Source organism: Brevibacterium permense, from assembly GCF_013280495.1.
Lineage (GTDB): Bacteria > Actinomycetota > Actinomycetes > Actinomycetales > Brevibacteriaceae > Brevibacterium > Brevibacterium permense.
The window spans coordinates 1-21,301 of sequence record NZ_JABSSX010000003.1; the positions used below are offsets into that span (position 1 = coordinate 1).

16 protein-coding genes are annotated in these 21,301 nt (G+C 65.6%); 11 read left to right on the plus strand and 5 right to left on the minus strand.

Annotation, left to right across the window (positions count from 1 at the left end; all coding sequences use genetic code 11):
* Positions 1 to 170: 170 nt before the first annotated feature.
* Both HK353_RS05005 and HK353_RS05010 read left to right on the plus strand, forming a co-directional pair.
* Entirely contained in the window at positions 171 to 968 is a 798-nt protein-coding gene (locus HK353_RS05005; RefSeq protein WP_173153281.1) for a nitrilase-related carbon-nitrogen hydrolase, read from the plus strand.
* 60 nt (positions 969 to 1,028) lie between these two features.
* Positions 1,029 to 1,724 carry a TetR/AcrR family transcriptional regulator gene (locus HK353_RS05010; protein WP_173153284.1) on the plus strand — a complete coding sequence of 232 codons (696 nt, stop codon included), beginning with the start codon at positions 1,029 to 1,031 and terminating at the stop codon, positions 1,722 to 1,724.
* A gap of 137 nt (positions 1,725 to 1,861) precedes the next feature.
* Here the strand turns inward: HK353_RS05010 and HK353_RS16935 are convergent, their stop codons facing one another.
* Positions 1,862 to 2,242: a hypothetical protein gene (locus HK353_RS16935; protein WP_245395806.1), complete on the minus strand. Its 381-nt coding sequence runs from the start codon at positions 2,240 to 2,242 to the stop codon at positions 1,862 to 1,864.
* The gene (locus tag HK353_RS05020) at positions 2,239 to 3,819 is read right to left on the minus strand and encodes an acyl-CoA carboxylase subunit beta (RefSeq protein WP_139470250.1); all 1,581 of its coding nucleotides are present in this window, start codon (positions 3,817 to 3,819) and stop codon (positions 2,239 to 2,241) included. Before HK353_RS05020 ends, HK353_RS16935 begins: the two co-directional genes overlap by 4 nt.
* A 67-nt stretch (positions 3,820 to 3,886) precedes the next feature.
* On the opposite strand from HK353_RS05020, the gene HK353_RS05025 reads away from it, so the two are divergent.
* Entirely contained in the window at positions 3,887 to 4,759 is an 873-nt protein-coding gene (locus HK353_RS05025; RefSeq protein ID WP_173153287.1) for a biotin--[acetyl-CoA-carboxylase] ligase, read from the plus strand.
* Positions 4,759 to 6,489 carry an adenylate/guanylate cyclase domain-containing protein gene (locus HK353_RS05030; RefSeq protein ID WP_173153290.1) on the plus strand — a complete coding sequence of 577 codons (1,731 nt, stop codon included), beginning with the start codon at positions 4,759 to 4,761 and terminating at the stop codon, positions 6,487 to 6,489. Before HK353_RS05025 ends, HK353_RS05030 begins: the two co-directional genes overlap by 1 nt.
* A gap of 133 nt (positions 6,490 to 6,622) precedes the next feature.
* Here HK353_RS05030 and HK353_RS05035 read toward each other — a convergent pair whose 3' ends face one another.
* The 3 genes from HK353_RS05035 to HK353_RS05045 form a co-directional block, all read right to left on the minus strand.
* Entirely contained in the window at positions 6,623 to 9,385 is a 2,763-nt protein-coding gene (locus HK353_RS05035) for a DNA gyrase/topoisomerase IV subunit A (RefSeq protein ID WP_173153293.1), read from the minus strand.
* 147 nt (positions 9,386 to 9,532) lie between these two features.
* Entirely contained in the window at positions 9,533 to 10,087 is a 555-nt protein-coding gene (locus tag HK353_RS05040; RefSeq protein WP_173153296.1) for a TetR/AcrR family transcriptional regulator, read from the minus strand.
* Between the two features lie 278 nt (positions 10,088 to 10,365).
* Positions 10,366 to 13,038 carry a bifunctional acetate--CoA ligase family protein/GNAT family N-acetyltransferase gene (locus HK353_RS05045; protein ID WP_173153299.1) on the minus strand — a complete coding sequence of 891 codons (2,673 nt, stop codon included), beginning with the start codon at positions 13,036 to 13,038 and terminating at the stop codon, positions 10,366 to 10,368.
* Between the two features lie 80 nt (positions 13,039 to 13,118).
* Here HK353_RS05045 and HK353_RS05050 point away from each other — a divergent pair, with 80 nt between their 5' ends.
* The 7 genes from HK353_RS05050 to HK353_RS05080 all read left to right on the plus strand — a co-directional run bounded on the left by HK353_RS05050 (position 13,119) and on the right by HK353_RS05080 (position 21,152).
* Positions 13,119 to 13,706 carry a DUF5998 family protein gene (locus tag HK353_RS05050; RefSeq protein WP_173153302.1) on the plus strand — a complete coding sequence of 196 codons (588 nt, stop codon included), beginning with the start codon at positions 13,119 to 13,121 and terminating at the stop codon, positions 13,704 to 13,706.
* A gap of 80 nt (positions 13,707 to 13,786) precedes the next feature.
* A complete protein-coding gene (locus HK353_RS05055; protein WP_245395807.1) occupies positions 13,787 to 14,896 on the plus strand; it encodes an alkaline phosphatase family protein in 1,110 nt (369 codons plus the stop codon).
* Positions 14,897 to 14,949: 53 nt separating this feature from the next.
* Positions 14,950 to 16,221: a methyltransferase gene (locus HK353_RS05060; RefSeq protein ID WP_173153308.1), complete on the plus strand. Its 1,272-nt coding sequence runs from the start codon at positions 14,950 to 14,952 to the stop codon at positions 16,219 to 16,221.
* A gap of 75 nt (positions 16,222 to 16,296) precedes the next feature.
* Complete coding sequence (locus tag HK353_RS05065; protein WP_173153312.1) at positions 16,297 to 17,490, plus strand: 5-(carboxyamino)imidazole ribonucleotide synthase; 1,194 nt, start codon at positions 16,297 to 16,299, stop codon at positions 17,488 to 17,490.
* A 78-nt stretch (positions 17,491 to 17,568) separates the two neighbouring features.
* A complete protein-coding gene (gene purE, locus HK353_RS05070) occupies positions 17,569 to 18,096 on the plus strand; it encodes a 5-(carboxyamino)imidazole ribonucleotide mutase (protein ID WP_173153315.1) in 528 nt (175 codons plus the stop codon).
* 35 nt (positions 18,097 to 18,131) lie between these two features.
* On the plus strand, positions 18,132 to 19,283 hold the full coding sequence (locus HK353_RS05075) for an acyl-CoA dehydrogenase family protein (RefSeq protein ID WP_173153318.1): 1,152 nt from the start codon (positions 18,132 to 18,134) through the stop codon (positions 19,281 to 19,283).
* A gap of 348 nt (positions 19,284 to 19,631) precedes the next feature.
* Complete coding sequence (locus tag HK353_RS05080; protein WP_173153320.1) at positions 19,632 to 21,152, plus strand: LCP family glycopolymer transferase; 1,521 nt, start codon at positions 19,632 to 19,634, stop codon at positions 21,150 to 21,152.
* The last annotated feature ends 149 nt before the right edge of the window (positions 21,153 to 21,301 follow it).

Below are 21,301 nucleotides of genomic sequence, written 5' to 3' on the forward strand. Positions count from 1 at the left end.
TTGGTGATCAGACAGTCCTGACGCATGGAATGGTCCCTTCAAGTTGGTTTGTGTTGATCACAGTCCAACTTTCGGGGACCACTCCAGCGCGAGGTTGCTGGGCCGCCGTCAGGTAGCAATTGGGGAGGGGTGGGCGCGATAGGCTGGAAATAACCGACTGGAGGATGAGAATGAAGTTCGCGCTCGCTCAGATCAACACCACCACCGAGGTGGCCGACAACCTTGAGAAGGTCCGTTCCTATTCCCGCCGGGCCGCCGCGGCAGGCGCACGGTTCGTCGTCTTCCCCGAAGCGACGATGTCGGCGTTCGGATCCGGCCTGCGCACCATCGCCGAGGAGCACTCCGAGTCGTGGCGGGCCGCGCTGAGCGAGCTCGCCGCCGAGACCGGAATCACCGTCGTCGTCGGCGAATTCGCGGCGACGGACGACAAGGTCATCAACCTGCTTGCCGTCTATTCCCCTGACGGCCGGCGCAGCGACTATGCGAAGATCCACCTCTACGACGCCTTCGGATTCAAAGAGTCCGACACCGTCGAGGCGGGAGAGGCGCCGGTGCTCTTCACCATCGACGGCGAGGACATCGGCCTGGCCCTGTGCTACGACATCCGGTTCCCGAAGCTCTTCGCCGAACTCAGCCGGCGGGGCGCACGCCTGACCGTCGTCGCCGCCTCCTGGGGTGCGGGACCGCGCAAGGCCGAACAGTGGGAGATCCTCGCTCGCGCCCGGGCCCTAGACTCGAATATGTTCATCGCCGCCCTCGGCCAAGCCGATCCCGAAGTGACCGGCGTCCCGGTTCCGAAGAAAGGGCCGACCGGGGTCGGCCACAGTCTGGTCTCCGACCCCCTCGGGAAGGTGCTGATCTCACTCGACGGTGCCGAACGACTCGAGATCGTCGAGATCGACCTCAGCGCCGCCGATACCGCAGCGGAGACGGTTCCGGTGCTCACGAACGCGAAACTCGGGTACTGAGCTCGAGGCGGGCGCTCAGCGCATTTCCGGTGAAAATGCAGCGACTGCAATACTGTTCTCATGAGTTCTGGTTCAGAGGTCCAAGCGTCACCGCCGGTCGAGGGACTGCGCGAACGCAAGAAGCGTGAGCGCGGGCAGGCTCTTCGCCGTGCCGCCATCGACCTGGCCCTGGAGAAGGGCTATCACGACGTCACTGTCGAAGACATCTGTGAGCGCTGCGGAGTCTCCCGACGGACCTTCTTCAACTATTACTCATCGAAGGACGAGGCGCTGCTCGGTCGCGCGGACACCGTCTTCGACGAAGAGGACCAACCGGCCATCGAGGAATTCGAAGCCGGGGGACCCCATGGGCGCCTCGTCGCCGACCTCGAACACCTGCTCGCATTCATCGTCGCCACTCGGATGGAGAAGCGCGATGATATGCACCAGTACCATCTCATGCTGAAAAAGGACCCGTCGCTGTTACCGCTGCAGATGTCGCGGATGGGCAACAACGAACGGCTCTTCCGGCAGATCATCCAACGCCGACTCGACGGGACCTCCTCGGCGCCGGTGGACGTCATGGGGGCGCACTCCGGTGACTATGCCGACGACGATATCGAAGTCTCCCCGCGAGCCGAAGCCGTCGCCGCCTTGGCGATGATGGCGCTCAAGGCGACATTCACCCGGATGCGACGAGTCGACGGAGATCCGGGACCAGTGATCGACAGACTCTTCGACGAACTGCGTGCGCTCTTCCGCGAAGAAGCCGACTAGAGAAACAGCAGACGAGAACAGAGGACCGTCGGTCGCCGCTGTCGCTTGAGGCGACGGCGGGCACGGGAGACGCGACCCCAGTAGGGTAGACCCGACCACAGTACGGGAGTCCGTCGAGGGCCGGGGCCGGCGGGGCCTCAGCGACCCAGGTGCTGGTCCCAGGTCTGGGGGAGGCGCTTGCGCACATTGCGTCGTGGAGCCCGGAAACCCGCTCGATCGCCCTTGCGGGTTTCGGACTCGGCCTCCGCACTGGCCTGCTGGGCCGCATAGGCGATCGCCACCTGACGGATCGCCACGACCGCGGCCACAGCCGCCGCGCTGGCCATCTCGTCGCTGATCGGTTCGCCGTCATCGGCGCGCACCTGTGAGCGTCCCTCCACGGAGGGCGCCCGCAGCGCCCCGTCTGAGGCTGTGGCCCCGCCCTCCTCGGCGGCCGCGCCCTCGCCGGGGACGGTCACCTCGGCGTCCACTTCGCCGGGCAGGTTCGCCTCGGCGTCGGTCTGCAGATCATCGCTCATAGGGGGATGTTACCGTGCTTGCGCGCGGGAGCGTCGACGTGCTTGTTCTTCAGCGCACGCAGCGAACGCACGATCCGGCTGCGAGTCTCGCTCGGCTTGATGACGGCGTCGATGTAGCCTTCCTCGGCGGCCAGGTACGGGTTGAGCAGCGCATCCTCGTAGTCCTGGATGAGTTCGGCACGCGCCGCTTCGACGTCCTCTCCGGCCTCTTCGACGGCCTTGAGCTTACGGCGATAGACGATGTTCGCCGCACCCTGGGCACCCATGACCGCGATCTGCGCGCTCGGCCAGGCGAGATTGATATCGGCACCGAGCTGCTTCGACCCCATCACGCAGTACGCGCCGCCGTAGGCCTTGCGGGTGATGAGGGTGACGAGCGGAACTGTGGCCTCGCCGTAGGCGTAGATGAGCTTGGCGCCGCGGCGGATGATGCCGCCGTACTCCTGGTCGGTGCCCGGCAGGAACCCGGGCACATCGACGAAGGTGAGGATCGGCAGGTTGAAGGCATCGCAGAGGCGCACGAAGCGTGCGGCCTTCTCCGAGGCGTCGATGTCGAGGGTGCCGGCCAGCTGCATGGGCTGGTTGGCGATGACGCCGACGCTCACCCCTTCGACGCGGCCGAAGCCGGTGACGACGTTCGGAGCGAAGAGCTCGGAGACCTGCAGGAAATCGCCGTCGTCGAGGATCGTGGTGACGACGTCGAGGATGTCGTAGGGCTGCGAAGGCGAATCCGGCATGAGCGTATCCAGCGCCTCGTCCTCGGGAGTCACCGACAGATCGGACTCGAACTCGTCGGCATCTGCTGGGTCGAGGTTGTTCTGCGGCAGGAACGAGAGCAGATCGCGCACATAGTTGAGCGCATCGTCCTCATCCGAGGCCAGGTAGTGGGCGTTTCCGGACACGGTGTTGTTCGTCCGTCCGCCGCCGAGCTCCTCATGGCCGACGGACTCTCCCGTGACGGTCTTGATGACGTCGGGGCCGGTGATGTACATGTGGCTGATCTGATCGACCATGATCGTGACGTCGGTCAGTGCGGGGGAGTACACGGCGCCGCCGGCCGAGGGCCCCATGATGAGCGAGATCTGGGGGATCACTCCGGACGAGGCGACATTGAGGCGGAAGATCTCGGCGAACAGTGCAATCGATCCGACGCCTTCCTGGATCCGGGCACCTCCCGAGTCGTTGATGCCGATGATCGGGCAGCCGAGTTTGAGAGCGAGCTTCTGCACCTTGACGATCTTGCGGCCGTTGGCTTCGGCGAGGGATCCGCCGAGGACGGTGAAGTCATGAGCGAAGACCGCGACGGTCTTGCCTTCGATCGTGCCCAATCCGCAGACGACTCCGTCACCGTCGGGGCGGTTGTCCTGCATCCCGAACTGGTGATTGTGATGGCGGGCGAATTCGTCGATCTCCTGGAAGGAGTCGGCGTCGAGGAGAGCGTCGATGCGTTCACGTGCGGTCTGTTTGCCGCGCTTGTGCTGGTTGTCCACCGAGCGCTGATTGCCCGTGTGGGCTGCTTCTCGGCGCTGGGTGAATGCGTCGATGCGCTCGGCTGTGGTCCGTGGGGTATCCGTCATGTCTCCACAATAACGATGACGTGAGACTTCGTTGTGCACTCTCACCAAAAGAATCTAGAGTGGGCTGGTGAACAGCCAACACAATTCCGTCCTCGTCGACGTCGACTCCGTGCGCCGCACCGCTGCGGACCGAGGTCTCTCGCTCCCGCCGCTGATCTGGGACGATAGCTGCACGTCGACGAATGACGAACTTGCGCGAGTGGTCCGAGAAGGAGCCGACGCCGGTTCACCCGTGGCCGAATTCACCATCCGCGGCACCGACTTCCAGAACGCCGGACACGGCCGACTGGGCCGGACCTGGACGGTGCCCGCCCGCCGGTCGCTGACGTGGTCGATTCTGCTCACACCCCCGGCCGGGTTCTCCCAATGGGGGTGGATCCCGCTCATTGCCGGTGAGGCCGTGCACTCCGCCGTCACCGAGGCGGGGGTGCCGGCCGCGATCAAATGGCCCAACGATGTGCTCACCGCCGAGGGCAGGAAGCTGTGCGGGATCCTCGCACGCGTCGAACCCCTGGCCGGCGGACCGCAGATCGTGTTGGGGATGGGGCTGAACACCCGGTTGGAGCCTGCTGATCTGCCGCGCGAAGACGCGAGTTCGCTGGCGATCGAAACCGGAGTCGACGGTTCAGAAATTGATCATGAAGCATTGTTAGTCTCGATTCTCGGCACACTGATCCCCTGCTACAGAGAGCTGATCGACTATGGAGACGAGGATTTCCGTGACAGCCGCACAGCGCGGAGAGTGCGTGATCATATGGTGACGCTCGGGTCGCGGGTCCGGGTGGAGAAGCCCGACGGTTCCGACATCATCGGCACCGCCACGGGGCTGGACGCAGGAGCCGACCTCATCATCGACGATCAGGTGTGCTTAAGCGCCGGAGACGTCCACCATCTGCGTCCGGCCGCGGCCCCGACCGCTGCGGAGAGGAGCGAAGACTGATGGCGGTTTCGGACTTCACCGCCGGATTCGACATCGTCGAACCGGAAGGTGTGGGCACACCCGAGGCGGCGGACGCCGACGGCTCCTCCACGAAGGGCCACCAGTCCGACGACAGAACTCAATCGGACGGTGAAACACCGCAGACCGGTCGTGATCCGCAGACGGCTGCCCAGGCCCAGGCCGATCCAGGCTCTCAGAAGCGTGCAGCGAATAGTGATGCGGCGAATCGCACGGGTCCCGACGCTGCGATGAGGGCAGTTCCGGAGGGGGAGGATGAGACGCGATCCCGCGCCGAGGCGGACGTCCGTTCCGCTGACACCGTCGCTGTCGAGGACGGCGAGGACGTCGAGGCGAACGCACACGACCAGTTCGGTGACGGCGGAGTCATCAGCGATGTCGGTGATGACGACGAACCTGTCGGCGGCCTGACCGGATCCGCTCCTCAGGCAGGAGAGGTCGGCGACGAGCTTGCCGACGAATTGACCGCTGATTCGGACACAGCCACCACGGACGTGGGGGCCGCCGACGCCGACTCGGACATCGACGTCGATGAGGACTTCTTCAGCGGACTGCGTGAGGATCCGCGCACCACAGCGCTGTCGATCATCGACGAGGACGACGCCGACGGAGCTCTCGACGCGGACGGCCCCGACTTCGACGACACGATCTATGAGACCCGAACCGCGGCCGAACGACTCGAAGAGATCCTGCTCGACGGCAAGCGCGTCCTCGACCGACGGGAGGCCGCGAAACTCGGCGGGATCTCCACGGTCTCGGCCCGGAAGATGTGGCGGGCCCTCGGCATGTCCCAGGCGAAGCCGACGGATAAGGCCTACACCGTCAGCGATGCGCACGCCCTGCGGATCTGGGCCAAGCCCGTCGCCGACGGACTCATCGACCAGACGACCGCGCTGTCCCTGGCTCGGGCGATCGGCCAGACGACGGACCGCCTCGTCGTCTGGCAGATGGAGACCCTTGTCGAATTCCTCACCGAGGAGAAGGGGCTGACCGATCCGGAAGCACGCCGGGATGCCCTGGCCGTCGTCGAAGAGATGATCGACCCGCTGCAGAAGATGCTCACCTACTCCTGGCGGCGAAACCTCGCCGACGTCATGGGCCGTCTCAACGTCAACGTCTCAGACGGGCTGGCCATGGACAACCGGCAGGGCTGGTACGACTCCTCGATGCCTTTGGCCCGTGCCGTCGGATTCATCGACCTCGTCTCGTTCACCCGCCTGTCGCAGAAGATGGAGCCGCGGCAGCTGGCGGACATGGTTCAGGAGTTCCAGGGCATGGCCTACAACATCGTCGCCACCGGAGGCGGACGGGTCATCAAGACCGTCGGCGATGAAGTGTTCTTCGCCGCCTCGACACCGCTGGCCGGCGCCGAGATCGCCATGACACTGATGGAGCGCGTGACCGCAGCCGAGGACCTGCCCCAGGCGCGCGTCGGCTTCGTCTGGGGCCGGGTGCTCTCTCGCCTCGGCGATATCTTCGGCTCCAGCGTCAACCTCGCCGCCCGCCTGACAGCAGTAGCCGATCCCGGGACGATCTTCACCGACGAGGAGACCGCGCGAGTGCTCTCGGCATCGGACGACTACGTCTTCGAACCGCGCGATTCGATTTCGCTGCACGGACTCGGCGAGACCGCCATCGGCGAGATGAAGCGCGGCACCGCAGCCAAGATGCGCCTCGACCTCGACGACGATCCTGAGAACTCAGACCAGTGAGCGGCTGCAGCGGCCGCTGACAGCACAGGCGGCAGACAGCAGAGCCCAGCACCGAGGTGCTGGGCTCATTTGCTGAAACGGCCGACGGCCGAGCGGTTCGCCAGAGCAGGCTCCCGTCAGGGCCGGTCCGAGCTCAGAACAGGGCGGAGTCGTCGTCCTCGTCGTCCTCGTCATGGGAGACGATCACGGCGCCTTCGGTGTCGAACTTCGACCGCGCGATCTCGTCCTTGGCCTCGTCGAGGTCGAGATCGAGCTCATCGAAACTGGTCGCCAGTCTCTGCTGTCCCCGCTGCTTCTGGCCCGCGGATCGCTTTCCTGCGGACTTGGGCTTCTCTTCGCCGGTGCCGGACGCAGAATCAGCGTCAGCTTCGGTGTCGTCTGAAGCCTCAGCCGATTCGTCATCGCCGGCCTCCGGTGACTGGTCGTGGGATTCGGCGCCGCCGAGGCGGGGCAGGGTGCCGATGACATCGATCTTCGACTCCAACGGCGATCCCGTCCCGTCGCGACGGGACAGCTCGGCCGGAAGCGTGCGTGCACCGCCGGCGGTGGCAGCAGCCTGCGGAGAGTCGCCGACCCAGGCCAGCGACAGTTCGGTCTCCCCCTTGAGGAACTTGTGGGCGCGCACCCCGGAGGTGGCTCGCCCTTTGGTCGGGAACTCGGAGAATTCGCTGACCTTGATCGACGACGATGGGGCGCCGTAGAAGTTCTCGCCGCTGGCGATCGTGACGACCGCGAAGCTGCCGAGCTCGGCGTCCGCGGCACCGTCCTCGTCGGTCTTCGCCGCCTTCGGAGTCATTCCGAAGAAGATCACCTTCGCGTCGGCGGCCACCTTGATTCCGGCCACGCCCGAGGCGTTCCAGCCCTGTGCACGCAGACCGGAGGCGTCGAAGGCGAGCAGCTGCGCGTTCGAGGTCACGAATACGGAGAGGGAGTCGTCGATGTCCTCGGGTTGGGCGACCCCGACGACTGAGTCCTTGCCCTTGAGGGTGATGGCTTCCCACTCGTTCTTGTTCGGCCGACCGGCCACCGATACGCGTTTGACGACGCCGTCGGCGGTGCCGAGGACGAATTCCCGGTCGAGGTCGATCAGACCGATGATCTTCTCGTTCTTCTCCAGCGCCGCATATTCGGCGATCTTCACACCGCCGGCGACATTGGGTCGTGCCGCGGCCGGCGGCAGGGCAGGCAGATCGACGACGTCGACCATGTGCAGGCGACCGGTGGTGGTGATGGCGCCGACCTTGCCCTGAGTGGTGGTGACGATCTCCGAGACCAGCGCATCATGGCTGGAGCGGCGACCCTCACGTGCCAGCGGAGCGGCATCCGAGGTGCGCGCAATGCGTCCGGAGGTCGACAGCAGCACCCGGCAGGGAGAATCGGCGATCTTGAGGTTCGTCGGAGCCTTCTTGCCTTTGGCCGTCAGCTCCTTCATCGAGCCTTCGATGAGGACGGTGCGTCGCGGAGAGCCGATGACCTCGGCCGTGGACTCCAGTTCCGAGGCGACGAGTTCCCGCAGCTTCGCCTCATCGGCGAGCAGTGATTCGAGGTAGTCGATCGTCTTCCTCAGCTCGTCGCGTTCGGCTTCGAGTTCGAGACGCGAGAACTTCGTGAGCCGACGCAGCTGCAGATCGAGGATGTAGGTCGCCTGCAGCTCGGAGAGCTCGAAGACGTCCATCAGGCGGGTGCGGGCCGTGGCCGCGTCGTCCGAGGAACGGATGAGCTGGATGACTTCATCGATGTCGAGGATCGCAATGAGCAGACCTTCGACGAGGTGGAGCCGATCCTTGGCCTTGCGCAGCTGGAAGACCGTGCGCCTGCGCACCACGTCGATGCGATGGGAGAGGTAGACCATGAGCAGCTCGCGCAGTCCCAAGGTCCGCGGCTGCCCCTCGACGAGGCAGACGTTGTTGATGCTGAACGATTCCTCGAGGGGGGTCTGGCGGTAGAGCTCGGCCAGCACGGCCTCGGGGTTGAAGCCGTTCTTCACACCGATGACCAGACGCATGCCGTTCTTGCGATCCGAATAGTCATCGATCGAGGCGATTCCGGACAGCTTCTTCGCCCCGACCGCGTCCTTGACCTTCGACACGACCTTCTCCGGTCCCACGAGGTAGGGCAGCTCGGTGACGACGATTCCCTTGCGGCGGGCACTGATGTTCTCGATGGACACAGTGGCTCGGGTGCGGAACGTGCCGCGACCGATCTCATAGGCCTCGCGCACTCCGTCGAGACCGATGATCCGCCCGCCGGTGGGCAGATCCGGGCCGGGGATGAAGCGCATGAGCTCCGAGAGTCCGGCTTCCGGATTGCGGATGAGGTGGGCGCAGGCGGCGATGACTTCGCCGGGATTGTGCGGGGCCATGTTCGTGGCCATGCCGACGGCGATGCCCGACGCGCCGTTGATGAGCAGATTCGGGAAGGCACTGGGCAGGACCTCGGGCTGAGTGAGCGTGTTGTCGTAGTTCGGCACGAAGTCGACGACGTCTTCGTCGAGCCCGGCAATCATGTGCATCGACGCGGTCGTCAGTCGAGCCTCGGTGTAGCGCGGGGCAGCGGGACCATCGTCGAGGGAGCCGAAGTTGCCGTGGCCGTCGACCAGGGGCACACGCATGATGAAGCCCTGACTGAGGCGCACGAGGGCGTCATAGATCGCGGTGTCGCCGTGCGGGTGGAGCTTGCCCATGACATCGCCGACGATGCGCGAGGACTTCACGTGTCCGCGGTCGGGGCGCAGCCCCATATCGCCCATCTGGTAGACGATGCGACGCTGGACGGGTTTGAGGCCGTCCCTGGCATCGGGCAGTGCGCGGGAGTGGATGACCGAGACCGCATATTCGAGGAACGAACTCTCCATCTCTGAGGAGACGTCGACTTCGATGACTCTGCCTTCGGGCATGGAACTCCTTTGACGCACGAACTGTTCGATTCGAACACCCGCCCGCGCCGAGGCCTGACCTCAGTGGGGGAGGGCACCCGTCGATTCTAGCGTTCGATTTGCGAACTCCTGCTCAATCGGTCGTTCCCGGAGGGTTCGTGTCGAAGTTCAGGCGCTTTCGCGGCTGCCGCGCAGCCACTGGAAGAACTCCCTCATATAGGCCTCGACACGTGCACGATCAGCCGTGCCGGCGACGAGTTCGCTGACCATCATGCCCGCGACCGAGCTGTTGACCCGCTCCGCGTACTCGGCGTCGATGCCGGCGAAGCGCATGATGAATTCCCTGATCGCGCGGAGGTTCTTCTCCTTGGCGATCACTGCCTCCGGCGGCAGCGCCGGATCCAAGCTGAGCATCATCATGGTGTAGAACCGGTTGCGGTCGGTGGTCAGCCAGTTCATGCAGAAGTCGATGGCGACCTCGATAGTGTCCGCGCCCGGAGTACGCACCAGCTCCGGCAGGCGCTCGAGCTGCTGGGAGTTGAGCTCACCGATGCGCTCCATGATTCCGGTGATCAGGGCATCGCGGGTGCGGTAGACATTCGAAGTCGACCCCACCGGCAGTTCGGCCAGTGCATCGACTGCCCGATGGGTGAGCCCGCGGACTCCTTGTTCGGCGACTACGGCGATCGCGGAGTCGGTGACGACGTCTCTGCGCGAAATCATGACTGTGAGGCCTCGCTCTCATGGGACACCCGCTGAATGCGGACGCCTGGGACGGTGGATGACCAGTGACTGGTCACAGACAATGGCCGCCGAAGCGGCCATCCATTAAAACACGAATTCATAACATTTCGTGGTGAACGGATACAGACACTACCCGTCAAGTCTGCGAATTGGTATAAGACGCGCCCATATGGGGCTGGGACACCGAAAGTCGAAGGCGTCCTGCGGCGGGGGCGGATTCTTTTTTTCAGCTGGGCAGGTGTCTGCTCCGAACCGTCTCAGCTCAGCAGTCGGCGGGTGCCGTCGATGCGGGTGGGGTCGGGCAGCAGATCGACACGGGCGCTGAGCACATGCCCCTCGGTCTCCGTGGCGATCATCGGATGGATGACGAGCTCGAGGATCTGCGGATGACGTTCGACGAGCACCGAGAGCCTTTCGAGGACGTCGATGAGCGGGCCGATGTTCATCGGCGGAAGACCGCGGTAGCCGAACAGGCGCGGGGAGGCCTTGACCGTGCGGATCATGTCTTCGGCCTCCCGATCCGTCAGCGGCGCGACCCGGTGCGAGACGTCGCCGAGCAGCTCGGTCGTGTCCCCGGCCAGAGAGAAGGACAGCAGCGGTCCGAGGAGGGGGTCCTCGCCGGCGCGGATGACACACGGGACACCGTGGGGGGCCATGGCCTGAACGTCGACGAGGGGCTCGTCGTCGCCGATCACCTGGGTGATGATCCGCTGCACGGCAGCGAAGTCCTCGGCCAGTTCTTCGGGCGAATCGATGTTCAGGCGCACCCCGCCGAGCTCCATGCGGTGCCGGAGCACGTTCGTCACCGCCTTCAGCGCCACGGGATAGCCGATCTTCTCGGCGGCGGCGAGCCCCTCGTCGACCGAGGAAGCAGTGATATAAGGCAGGACCTCGATCCCGTAGGCGCGGAGCAGCTCTCTCGTTGCATCGCGTTCGAGGCGAACCGGTGTGCCCAGCGGCGCCCCGTCGAGAGCCGAATCGATGATCGAACGCACCGCTTTGTCGTCGATGTCGTCGAGTTCGACGTACCGACCGTGGTCGGCGGCGCGCCAACGCGAGTAGTCTGTCGCCCTGGCCAGCGCCCACACGGCATCCTCCGGGCCGATGTAGCTGGGCACCGTGCGGGAGACGCGGTTGCCGTCCTGGTCCTTGAGGTAGCTGGTCAGTTCGTCGCGGACACCTTGAATGCCGAGGAAGCAGGCCACAGTGGTCTTCTCCGACTGTGCGGCGGCCTCGGACAGCAGCGCGGCGATCTCAGACTCCTCGGCTCCCGCCGACGGGGTGAAGGTGACGATGACCGAGTCGACGTCGTCGCGGGCATACATCGCATCGAGTTCGCTCCGGAAGGTCTCCGCATCGACCTCGGGGTGCAGGGACACGGGCTCGGTGTCGACGCGCATACCTTCGGAACGGGCGCGCTGCATGGTCAGGGTGCTCATCGCCGCGGAGTTGCCGATGACACCGACCCGGCGGCCCGCCGGCAGCTTCTGGGTCGAGAACACCTGGGTGAGGTCGAAGAGCTGGTGGATCGTATCCGCGCGGATCACTCCCGCCTGCTCGAGCACCTGGTCGAGGGTGTTCGGCGCCAGGGACGAGGTGCGCACGATATGCCCGGGCGGCAGCTCCCGCCCCGTGAGGTCGGACTTGATGACAACGACGGGTTTGACGCGGGAGACTCGACGGGCGATGCGCGAGAACTTGCGCGGGTTGCCGATGGATTCGAGGTAGAGGCCGACGGTCTGCGTGGCCGGATCCTCCTCCCAGTACTGGAGGAGGTCGTTGCCTGAGAGGTCGGCGCGGTTGCCGGCGGAGACGAAGGTGGAGATGCCCAGTCCGCGGGTCTTCGCTGCCGCGAGCAGGGCGGTGCCGAGGGCTCCGGACTGACTGAAGAGCCCGAGCGTTCCGGAAGCCGGGAGGAACGGGGCCAGAGAGGCGTTGAGCGAGATCTCGACGGCCTCGTTGACCAGTCCGAAGGAGTTCGGCCCGACCACGCGCATTCCGTAGGCGCGGGAGGTTGCGACCATGCGGCGCTGGAGTTCGGCCCCTTCGGGACCGGTCTCGGCGAATCCGGAGGAGATGACGAGCACGGCTTTGACCCCGTGCACGGCACAGTCCTTGACCACCTCCGTGACGGATTCGGCGGGCACGGCGATGACCGCGAGGTCGGCCTTGCCCGGCAGATCGGCGAGGCTCGGATAGGCCTGGACGCCGGCGATCTGATCGGCTTCGGGGTGGACGACCCACAGGTCGCCGGTGAACTTCGCGGCCGTGATGTTGCGGATGAGCAGATGGCCGGTGGAGTTGCGTTTGCGGCTGGCGCCGATCACCGCCACCGAGGCGGGGTGGAGGACCGTGCGCACGCTCAGGGCCTCGGCCCTGTGTTCCCTGGAGGCCTGCACTTCGATGGACCGTGCCGTGGGATCGATGTCGAACTTCACGGCCACGACACCGTCATCGAACCCGCGGGAGACCTCGTAGCCGGCGGCCTGGAATACCTGCAGCATCGACCGGTTCTGGGGCAGCACTTCGGCGGTGAATCGCTGGATCCCCGATTCGCGCGCGGCCGCGGCCAGATGCTCCAGCAGGATCGAACCGACCCCGCGACCCTGGTGGGCGTCGGCGATGTTGAACGCCACCTCGGCGTCGGTGTCGCTGATCCGATCGAAGCGGCCGACGCCGATGATGTCGTCGCCGATGAGCATGATCAGCGCCACCCGGTCGCGGTGGTCGACGTTGACGAAGCGGTCGAGGTCGCGTTTGGGAAGCCGGGGCAGCGGAGCGAAGAAGCGCAGATAGACGGACTCCGGCGATTGGGCCTCGTGCATGCGGGCCAGAGCGGCGGAATCGTCAGGGGTGATCGGGCGAAGGTGGGCGGTGCCGCCGTCGCGGAGGACGACATCGGCTTCCCATCCGGCAGGATAGTCTTCCATGGTCCCAGCATATGCGTCGGGCGTCCGGATATGGCCGACCTCGCTGGGACAAGTCAGAGGAGTGGGGCACAATAGTGGGCATGGCATTACCCGAAGTTCTCGTTCACGATCTGCAGTCGGCCGGCTACTATCCCCAGCTCACTCAGGGCATCCTCGCCGACTCGCTCTACGACGAACCGGTCTTGGCCCACTTCGTCCACATCGACACACATGTCGACATCGAATCCATCCACCGGCATGTCACCGCCTTCGTCCTCACCGAGACCCGCCTCCTGCTGGCTCACGTCGATGACGATCCGAACGCGGAACCCGGCGCCAAACCCCGCGCCGTCACGAGCAGCGAGGACATCGAACTCGATCGCCTGGGCACCGTGATGGTCGGCCGCACCTTCGCCGATCCGGCCGCCTACAAGCCCGGTGACAAGCCCGTCGAAGTTTCGCTGACCATGTCGTGGGGTGCGTCGAAGCGCATCGAGGCCTTCCCCGAGACCTGCGGAGATCCCAACTGCATGGGCGATCACGGATACGGCGGATCGATCTTCGCCGAGGATGTCATGCTCCGGGTCTCGGCCGAAGCCGAAGGGCAGGCCGCCGTCGACCGAATGGCCGACTTCGCCGAGAAGCTGCGCGCCGCAGTCTTCCATGCCCGGCTGCGGTCGCGCCGCTGATGAGCGGGGACTCGACGAGTCAACAGCAGCAGGACCCATCCGGTGCTGAGCCCCTGGGCCCCCCGGACTATGCGGGTCCCATGCTCTCCGATGTCGTTCCCGCCGCGGCGCTGAGCCTCGGTGCGGCCGACGCCCTCGACGCGCCGATGTCCGATCGTGCACGAACGCTCGGACTCGGCCGGGAGTCCCGGGCGACGATCGTAGTGCTCATCGACGGTCTCGGGGAGCAGCAGCTGCGCCGCTACAGCGGATACACTCCCTTCTTCCGGTCGCAGGCCGGAACACGCCGTACCCTGTCCGCCGGATTCCCGTCGACGACGGCGAACTCTCTGTCGTCGTTGGCCACGGGCCGCCTGCCCGGCGCCCACGGCGTGGTCGGCTACCGCGTCCTCGACCCGGAGAAGGACGCGGTGTTCAACCAGCTGACGTGGAACCTCGACGTCGACCCCGTCGCCTGGGTCCCCGATGCGACGCTCTTCGAACGCCTCGTCGATGCCGGAATCGATGTGGTCAGCCTCGGAGAGAAGAAGTTCGCCGGACGCGGCCTCAACCGGGCCTCGCTGCGCGGCGGCAGATTCCGGGACTCGAAGAGCCTGGAGGAGCGCTGTGCCCAGGCTCTCGCCGAGACGAGGGCTCCGGGCCGCCGCCTCGTCTACCTCTATTGGGGCAATCTCGACAAGACCGGTCATGTGCACGGTGCGGACTCCGCCGCTTGGACAGAAGAACTCGAACGCGTCGATCTCGCCCTGTCCCGACTCGCCTCCGACCTGCCGCACGACGCGACCATGCTCATCACCGCCGACCACGGCATGGTCGACGTCGACCACGAACGCCGTTTCGACCTCGCTGAACTCCCTGAGCTCAAGGCCGGCCTGCGCCACGTCGGCGGAGAGCCGCGCGCACTGCATCTCTACGCCGCTGAGGGCGCGGAGGCGGACGTGCTCTCGGTCTGGCAGGAGACGCTCGGCGATCGCGGGCTCATCCTGCCGAAAGCCTCGGCGATCGACCGCGGCTATTTCGGTCCAGTCGCCCCGCACGTCTATCCGCGGATCGGGGATTTCCTCGTCATCTGCACCGATGGCTTTGCCGTGGTCGATTCGGAAGTGGAATCCGCCTCGGCGCTGGCCCTCATCGGTCACCATGGTTCGACCACGGAGCAGGAGCTGCAGATCCCGCTGCTCGTCGTGTGAGCGGTGCCGACTGCAGCCGAGATGACCCACCACCGACCTTCTGGGAGCACCCGTTGACGACGATCCGCTGGACCGAGGACGGCATCGGCCGCGCAGCCCACTGGCATTCGGAGAACGGGGCGCCGCCTCCCGCGACTGTGCAGATCATCGGAGACGAGACAACCGCCGACGAAGCCTGCCGATCGGCACGCGCCGGAGTGGGACTGCTGTGGCGCGGAGACTTCCACAACGGCCGCCAACTCGTCCAGGCGATGAGCCGTCGGCTCAGGGGCGACCGAGGCGGAAACCGTGAAGCCACCGGGGGTCGACGTTCCGGCGGCCGTCGGGGCGGCCGGGGCCGATCCCGCGACAGACGGGGCAGAGACCGATTCGTGGGATCCGTGGACAGTGCTGGCCCTGCTCACGATCCCGCTCTGTCATTCTTCGCGGAACGTGACGCCATCGAGCAGCGGGCCCGGCTGCTCGGCAGAGTCGTCGTCGAGCTCGGCCCGGACTTCGACCTCGCGCTGCGCCGTGCCCCCGACGTCGCCGCGGCCTGCCGCGCCGCCTACGGCCCGGCCGACGGACCGGTCTGCGTGTCGCTCACCGAACTCGGCGGAGTGCTCAGCGCTTATGAATGGCAGCTGCGAGGAGTCGAGATCCCGGCTCTGGGCGATTCCGTCCATCCGCGCTACGGCGTCTTCTCGCCTGTGCGGGGAGAGTACCTCGATCTCGTCGCTCAGACGCCCCTGCCGTGGGGAAGGAATGTCGGTTCGGTTTCGACCGACACGGATTCCGCGGAGCCGACCGGCACCGCATTCGACCTCGGAACGGGGACCGGAGTCCTCGCCGCGATCCTGCTGCGGCGCGGCGCTGCGACAGTGGTGGCCACCGACATCAACCCGCGCGCCGTCGCCTGCGCCAGTGAGAACCTCGACCGTCTCTGTCCTGGTGCCGATGTGAGCGTGATCGAGGCCGACCTGTTTCCGCCTGGTCGTGCCGACCTCATCGTGTGCAATCCGCCGTGGCTGCCGGCCCAGCCGACCTCGGCACTCGAGATCGGCATCTACGATCCGGGCTCCGCTGTCCTCCATCGCTTCATCGAGAGGCTGACCGACCACCTCACACCGGCTGGGGAGGGATGGCTGATCATCTCCGACCTCGCCGAACGATTGGGCCTCAGGCCCTCAGGTGAGCTCCGCGAACGCATCGAGACGGCAGGACTGCGCGTGCTCGAACGCATCGACACGGTGCCCCGCCATCCCCGCGCCGCTGATACCGCCGATGCGCTCCACGCTGCCCGCAGCGCCGAAGTGACCTCACTGTGGCGACTGGGACTGAGATGAGCTGCCGACCGCTCGGCCGATCCACGATATGACCGCAGTCGATCCGCGACATGCGCGGAAGATAGGATGTAAAACGTGACTTTTCCTCGAATCGGTGTCATTGGCGGCGGTCAACTGGCACGCATGCTCGCCCCCGCCGCAGAAGCTCTCGGCGTCCGCTTCTCCGTTCTTGCGGAGACCGCCGACGCCCCCGCCACACAGGTCATCAACGAGGTGACCGTCGGTGACTATACGGACTATCCGACGCTCAAGGCCTTCGCCGAGACCGTCGACGTCATCACCTTCGACCACGAACACGTCCCACCGGAGCATCTGCAGGCCCTCGTCGAGGCCGGACACGCAGTGCGCCCTGGGCCCGATGCCCTCATCTTCGCCCAGGACAAGATCCGGATGCGCACGAAGATGGACGAGCTCGGTCTGCCCAATCCCGCATGGGCGGAGATCACCTCGGTCGCCGATGTCGAAGCGTTCGCCGCTCGCGTCGGATACCCCTTCATCCTCAAGACGCCCCGCGGAGGCTATGACGGCAAGGGCGTGCGCGTCATCGACAGCCTCGACGAGGCCGTCGAGTGGCTGAACGAGGTTCCCCAGCTGCTCGCCGAGGAGAAGGTCGACTTCACCCGGGAGCTCGCCGTCATGGTCGGGAGGTCCCCGATGGGGCAGACCGCAGTGTGGCCGGTCGTCGAGACCTGGCAGCAGAACGGCGTGTGCAAGGAGGCCATCGCCCCGGCTCCCGATCTGAGTGATGAGAAGGCGCGGGTCATCACCGAAGCGATCCTCACTGTCGCCGGCACCCTCGAGGTCACCGGCGTCATGGCGATGGAGATGTTCGAGACTGACGAGGGGTTCCTCATCAACGAATTCGCAATGCGCCCGCACAATACCGGGCACTGGACCCAGGACGGAGCGGTGACGAGCCAATTCGAACAGCACCTCCGCGCGGTTCTCGACCTTCCCCTCGGCAGCCCCGCGGCACGGGAGGACGTGTCCGTGATGGTCAACATCCTCGGCGCTGATCACGAGGACCTCTATCAGCCGTACCTGCATGTCATGGCTCACGACCCGGCGGTCAAGGTCCACCTCTACGGCAAGGGGGTGCGTCCGGGTCGGAAAGTCGGCCACGTGAATGCCTACGGCGAGGACCGGCAGCTCGTGCTCGCTCGAGCGCGGCATGCCGCCGATTTCATCGCCGGCGTCGACGTCGATCCGCATCCGCAGATGCCCACTCCGGAGAACCTCCGGGCCGAGAGCGAATCCGGCACACGCTGAGTCCCGGCGCCGACTGCACCCCGGATCCACCCGGCACCGATCCGCGGATATCATCCGCCTGCAACGAAGGAAGCACAGATGACCACAGCGAATGAACGCTCCACTGACACGGCGGCTCCGGTCGGCATCGTCATGGGCTCGGACTCGGACTGGCCGACGATGAAAGCCGCCGCCGACGCCCTCGACGAACTCGGCATCGAATCGAGCGCCGAGGTGGTCTCTGCCCACCGCATGCCCGAGGACATGGTCGAGTGGGCCAAGTCCGCGGCCGCTCGCGGCGTCCGAGTGATCATCGCCGGAGCCGGGGGAGCGGCCCATCTGCCCGGAATGATCGCGTCGATGACCTCGCTTCCGGTCATCGGAGTCCCCGTGCCCCTGAAGTACCTCGACGGAATGGATTCGCTGCTGTCCATCGTGCAGATGCCCGGAGGGGTTCCCGTGGCCACCGTTTCGATCGGCGGCGCCAAGAACGCCGGCCTGCTGGCGGCGCGCATCCTCGGGGCCGGGCAAGGCGTCGAAGCCGAGGCTGTGCGCACACGTCTCGACGACTATCGCAGCCAGCTGCGGCAGGTCGCTCTCGACAAAGGCCGGGCGCTGCAGGAATAATAGGGCTTGCTGAACGTTTGATAAGTCTGAGGAGAATGATGTTCGACCTGTACCAGCCCAGCGAAGAGCACGAAGAGATCCGTGCCGCGGTCCGCAATGTCGTCGAGAAGAAGATCGCGCCGTTCGCGGCCGAGGTCGACGCGGACTCCCGCTACCCGCAGGAGGCGCACGACGCCCTCGTCGAGACGGATTTCTTCGCCGCGCACATCCCCGAAGAGTACGGGGGCATGGGCGCTGATGCGTTGGCAGTGGCGATCATCATCGAAGAGGTCGCACGCGGCTGCGTCTCGTCCTCGCTGATTCCGGCTGTGAACAAACTCGGCAGCATGCCCGTCCAGCTCGGAGGCAGCGAAGAGATCAAGAAGAAGTACTTCCCGTCCGTGGCCGCCGGAGAAGCAGGCTTCTCCTACGGACTGTCCGAGCGCGAAGCCGGATCCGACACCGCATCGATGAAGACCCGCGCCGAACGGGACGGCGACGACTGGATCCTCAATGGTGTCAAGACCTGGATCACCAACGCCGGAGAATCCGAGTACTACACGGTCATGGCCGTGACCGACCCCGACGGAGCCCGTGGGCGCAACATCTCCGCCTTCGTCGTCGAGAAGTCCGATGAGGGCTTCACCTTCGGAGAGAAGGAGCGCAAGCTCGGCATCAAGGGCTCGCCCACCCGCGAGCTCCTCTTCGACAATGTCCGCCTGCCCGGCGACCGCATCGTCGGTGAGCCCGGGGAAGGTCTCAAGATTGCCCTGCGCACCCTCGACCACACTCGAGTCACGATCGCAGCGCAGGCCGTCGGCGTCGCCCAGGGCGCGCTCGACTACGCCCTGGCCTACGTCAAGGATCGGCAGCAGTTCGGCAAGTCGATCGCCGATAATCAGGCGATCCAGTTCATGCTCGCCGATATGGGCATGAAGCTCGAGGCTGCACGCCAGCTGACCTACACCGCTGCCGCCAAGAGCGAACGCGGCGACGACGACCTCACGTACTTCGGCGCCGCGGCGAAGGCCTTCGCCTCCGACGCCGCGATGGAGATCACCACTGACGCCGTGCAGCTGCTCGGCGGTGCTGGCTACGTCGTCGACCACCCGGTCGAGCGGATGATGCGCGATGCGAAGATCACGCAGATCTACGAAGGCACCAATCAGATCCAGCGCATGGTGATGGGACGCAAGCTCCTCGCCTGAACCGGGCTCGAGATCTGAGCTGCTGGCCGCACATGGTCATGGCCGCTCGGTGCCGGCCGGTCCGTGTCGAACGGGCGCTGCGGACTCCCCCGGGACGGGAGTCTGCAGCGCCCGTTCTTCTGTCTGTGTCAAATCGCACACGCGACGAATCCGACATGCGCGGCGCGGATGTGCCGGAATCGATGGTTCTCACGCGACACAATAGGTGAACACAGTGGTCTCTGAAGTCTCTTTGGCACAGTTGTCTGCTGTGGACATCCACTGGGTCGATGCGACCTGAGCGTAGCCACCCGCGGATGTCGATGCCGGAAGCAGTCCGTGAGCAGAGCCCGAAGCGAAGGGAAGTCAGTGGCCGAAACGAGATATGTGGACCCGATCCGCCACCCGTCGTATGCTTCGCAGCCGACGCGTGATGTGCGGGCTTGGCTTCTGCTGCTCGTCACGGCTCTCGTGCCCGGGGGAGTGCAGCTGCTCTTCGGCCACCGCCGGTGGGCGAAGATCTCTCTGTCGATCACCGCCATCAGCTGGTTCCTTGTCCTGATCGCCGGTGTGATCGTCCTCATCAGCCGGACGTTCCTCTTCACCATCGGCACGAACCCGTTCATCCTCACATTTCTGACCATCTGGGTGCCCGTCATCGCGATCAACTGGGCGGTGTGCCTGTTCGACACCCTGCGCCGCATCCGGATCGTCACGATCTCCCGAAGGGCCCGCAAACGCTTCGTGGCGGCCTTCTGCGCCCTCTTGCTCATCGTCGTGGGCCCCTTGGCTTGGGGGACGACGATTCTCAACTCGCAGCGCGGACTGATGAGCGACCTGTTCGCCTCGGGCAAGGCGCTCAAGCCCGTCGACGGCCGATACAACATCCTGCTGCTCGGTTCGGACGCCGGAAAAGGGCGGACGGGAATCCGACCGGACTCGCTGTCGCTGGTCTCGATCGACGCGAAGACCGGCAAATCCGTCATCATCGGCCTGCCTCGCAATATGGAGAACGTGCCGTTCCCGGACGACTCTCCGCTGCACAAGCATTACCCGCAGGGATACAACTGCGGGGACGAATGTCTGCTCAACGCCGTCTTCCAGCAGGGCGAACAGCACAAGGATGAGTTCGAGGACCCGAAGACTGCCGGCGAGCAGGCGACCATGGACGCCGTTTCGGGCGCCACCGGACTCGAGGTCCAGTACTACGCGATGATCAATCTCAAGGGATTCGAGAACCTCATCGACTCCCTCGGCGGAATCACCCTCGTCTCCGGCAAGCGAGTGCCGATTTCGTCGAAGGTCGATCCGACCACGGGCGAGCATGGGCCGGTCAAGGGATGGATCGAACCGGGCAAACAGAAGCTCGACGGTTTCCACGCGCTGTGGTTCGCCCGCTCCCGAGAGTTCTCCAGCGACTACGAGCGGATGGTCCGCCAGCGTTGCGTGCAGACGGCGATGGTCAAGCAGCTCGACCCGGCCACCGTGCTCACCCGCTACCAGTCGATCGCGAAAGCCACTCCAGGGGCCGTGTCGACGGACATTCCCTCGTCGCAGGTGGACTCGTTCGTCGACCTCGCGCTCAAGGTGAAATCGCAGAAGATCGAATCCGTCGACCTCACCCCGCCGCGCATCACTCCGTCACAGCCCGACTTCGATGTGGCACATCAGCTGGTAGCCGATAAGATCGAGGAGTCGTCGAAGTCCTCGGAAGAGGACAAAGGCGCGTTCTCGGTTCCCGGAAGCGACCTGTCAGCCGCTGCCGGAGTCGATGCGGGACTCGATCCGAACCCCGGTTCAGGGCCGCAGCTGCTGGCGCAGGGTGCCGGCGACACCTCTGCTGACAACGGCGAAGAAGCCGACGCGAAGGCGATCTGCTACGTGCCGTAAGGCGCCGCTGTGGGGTCGGTCGTGATGAGACCGATGACCGAATCGGTCGATCCCATGCCGATTCCGGGAAAATCTTTTGCTCGGTGTGTCCCTTGCCAATGCTGGGAACCACACTCGTGTAATTAGAATATTCTGCTCTGTGGCTAGTC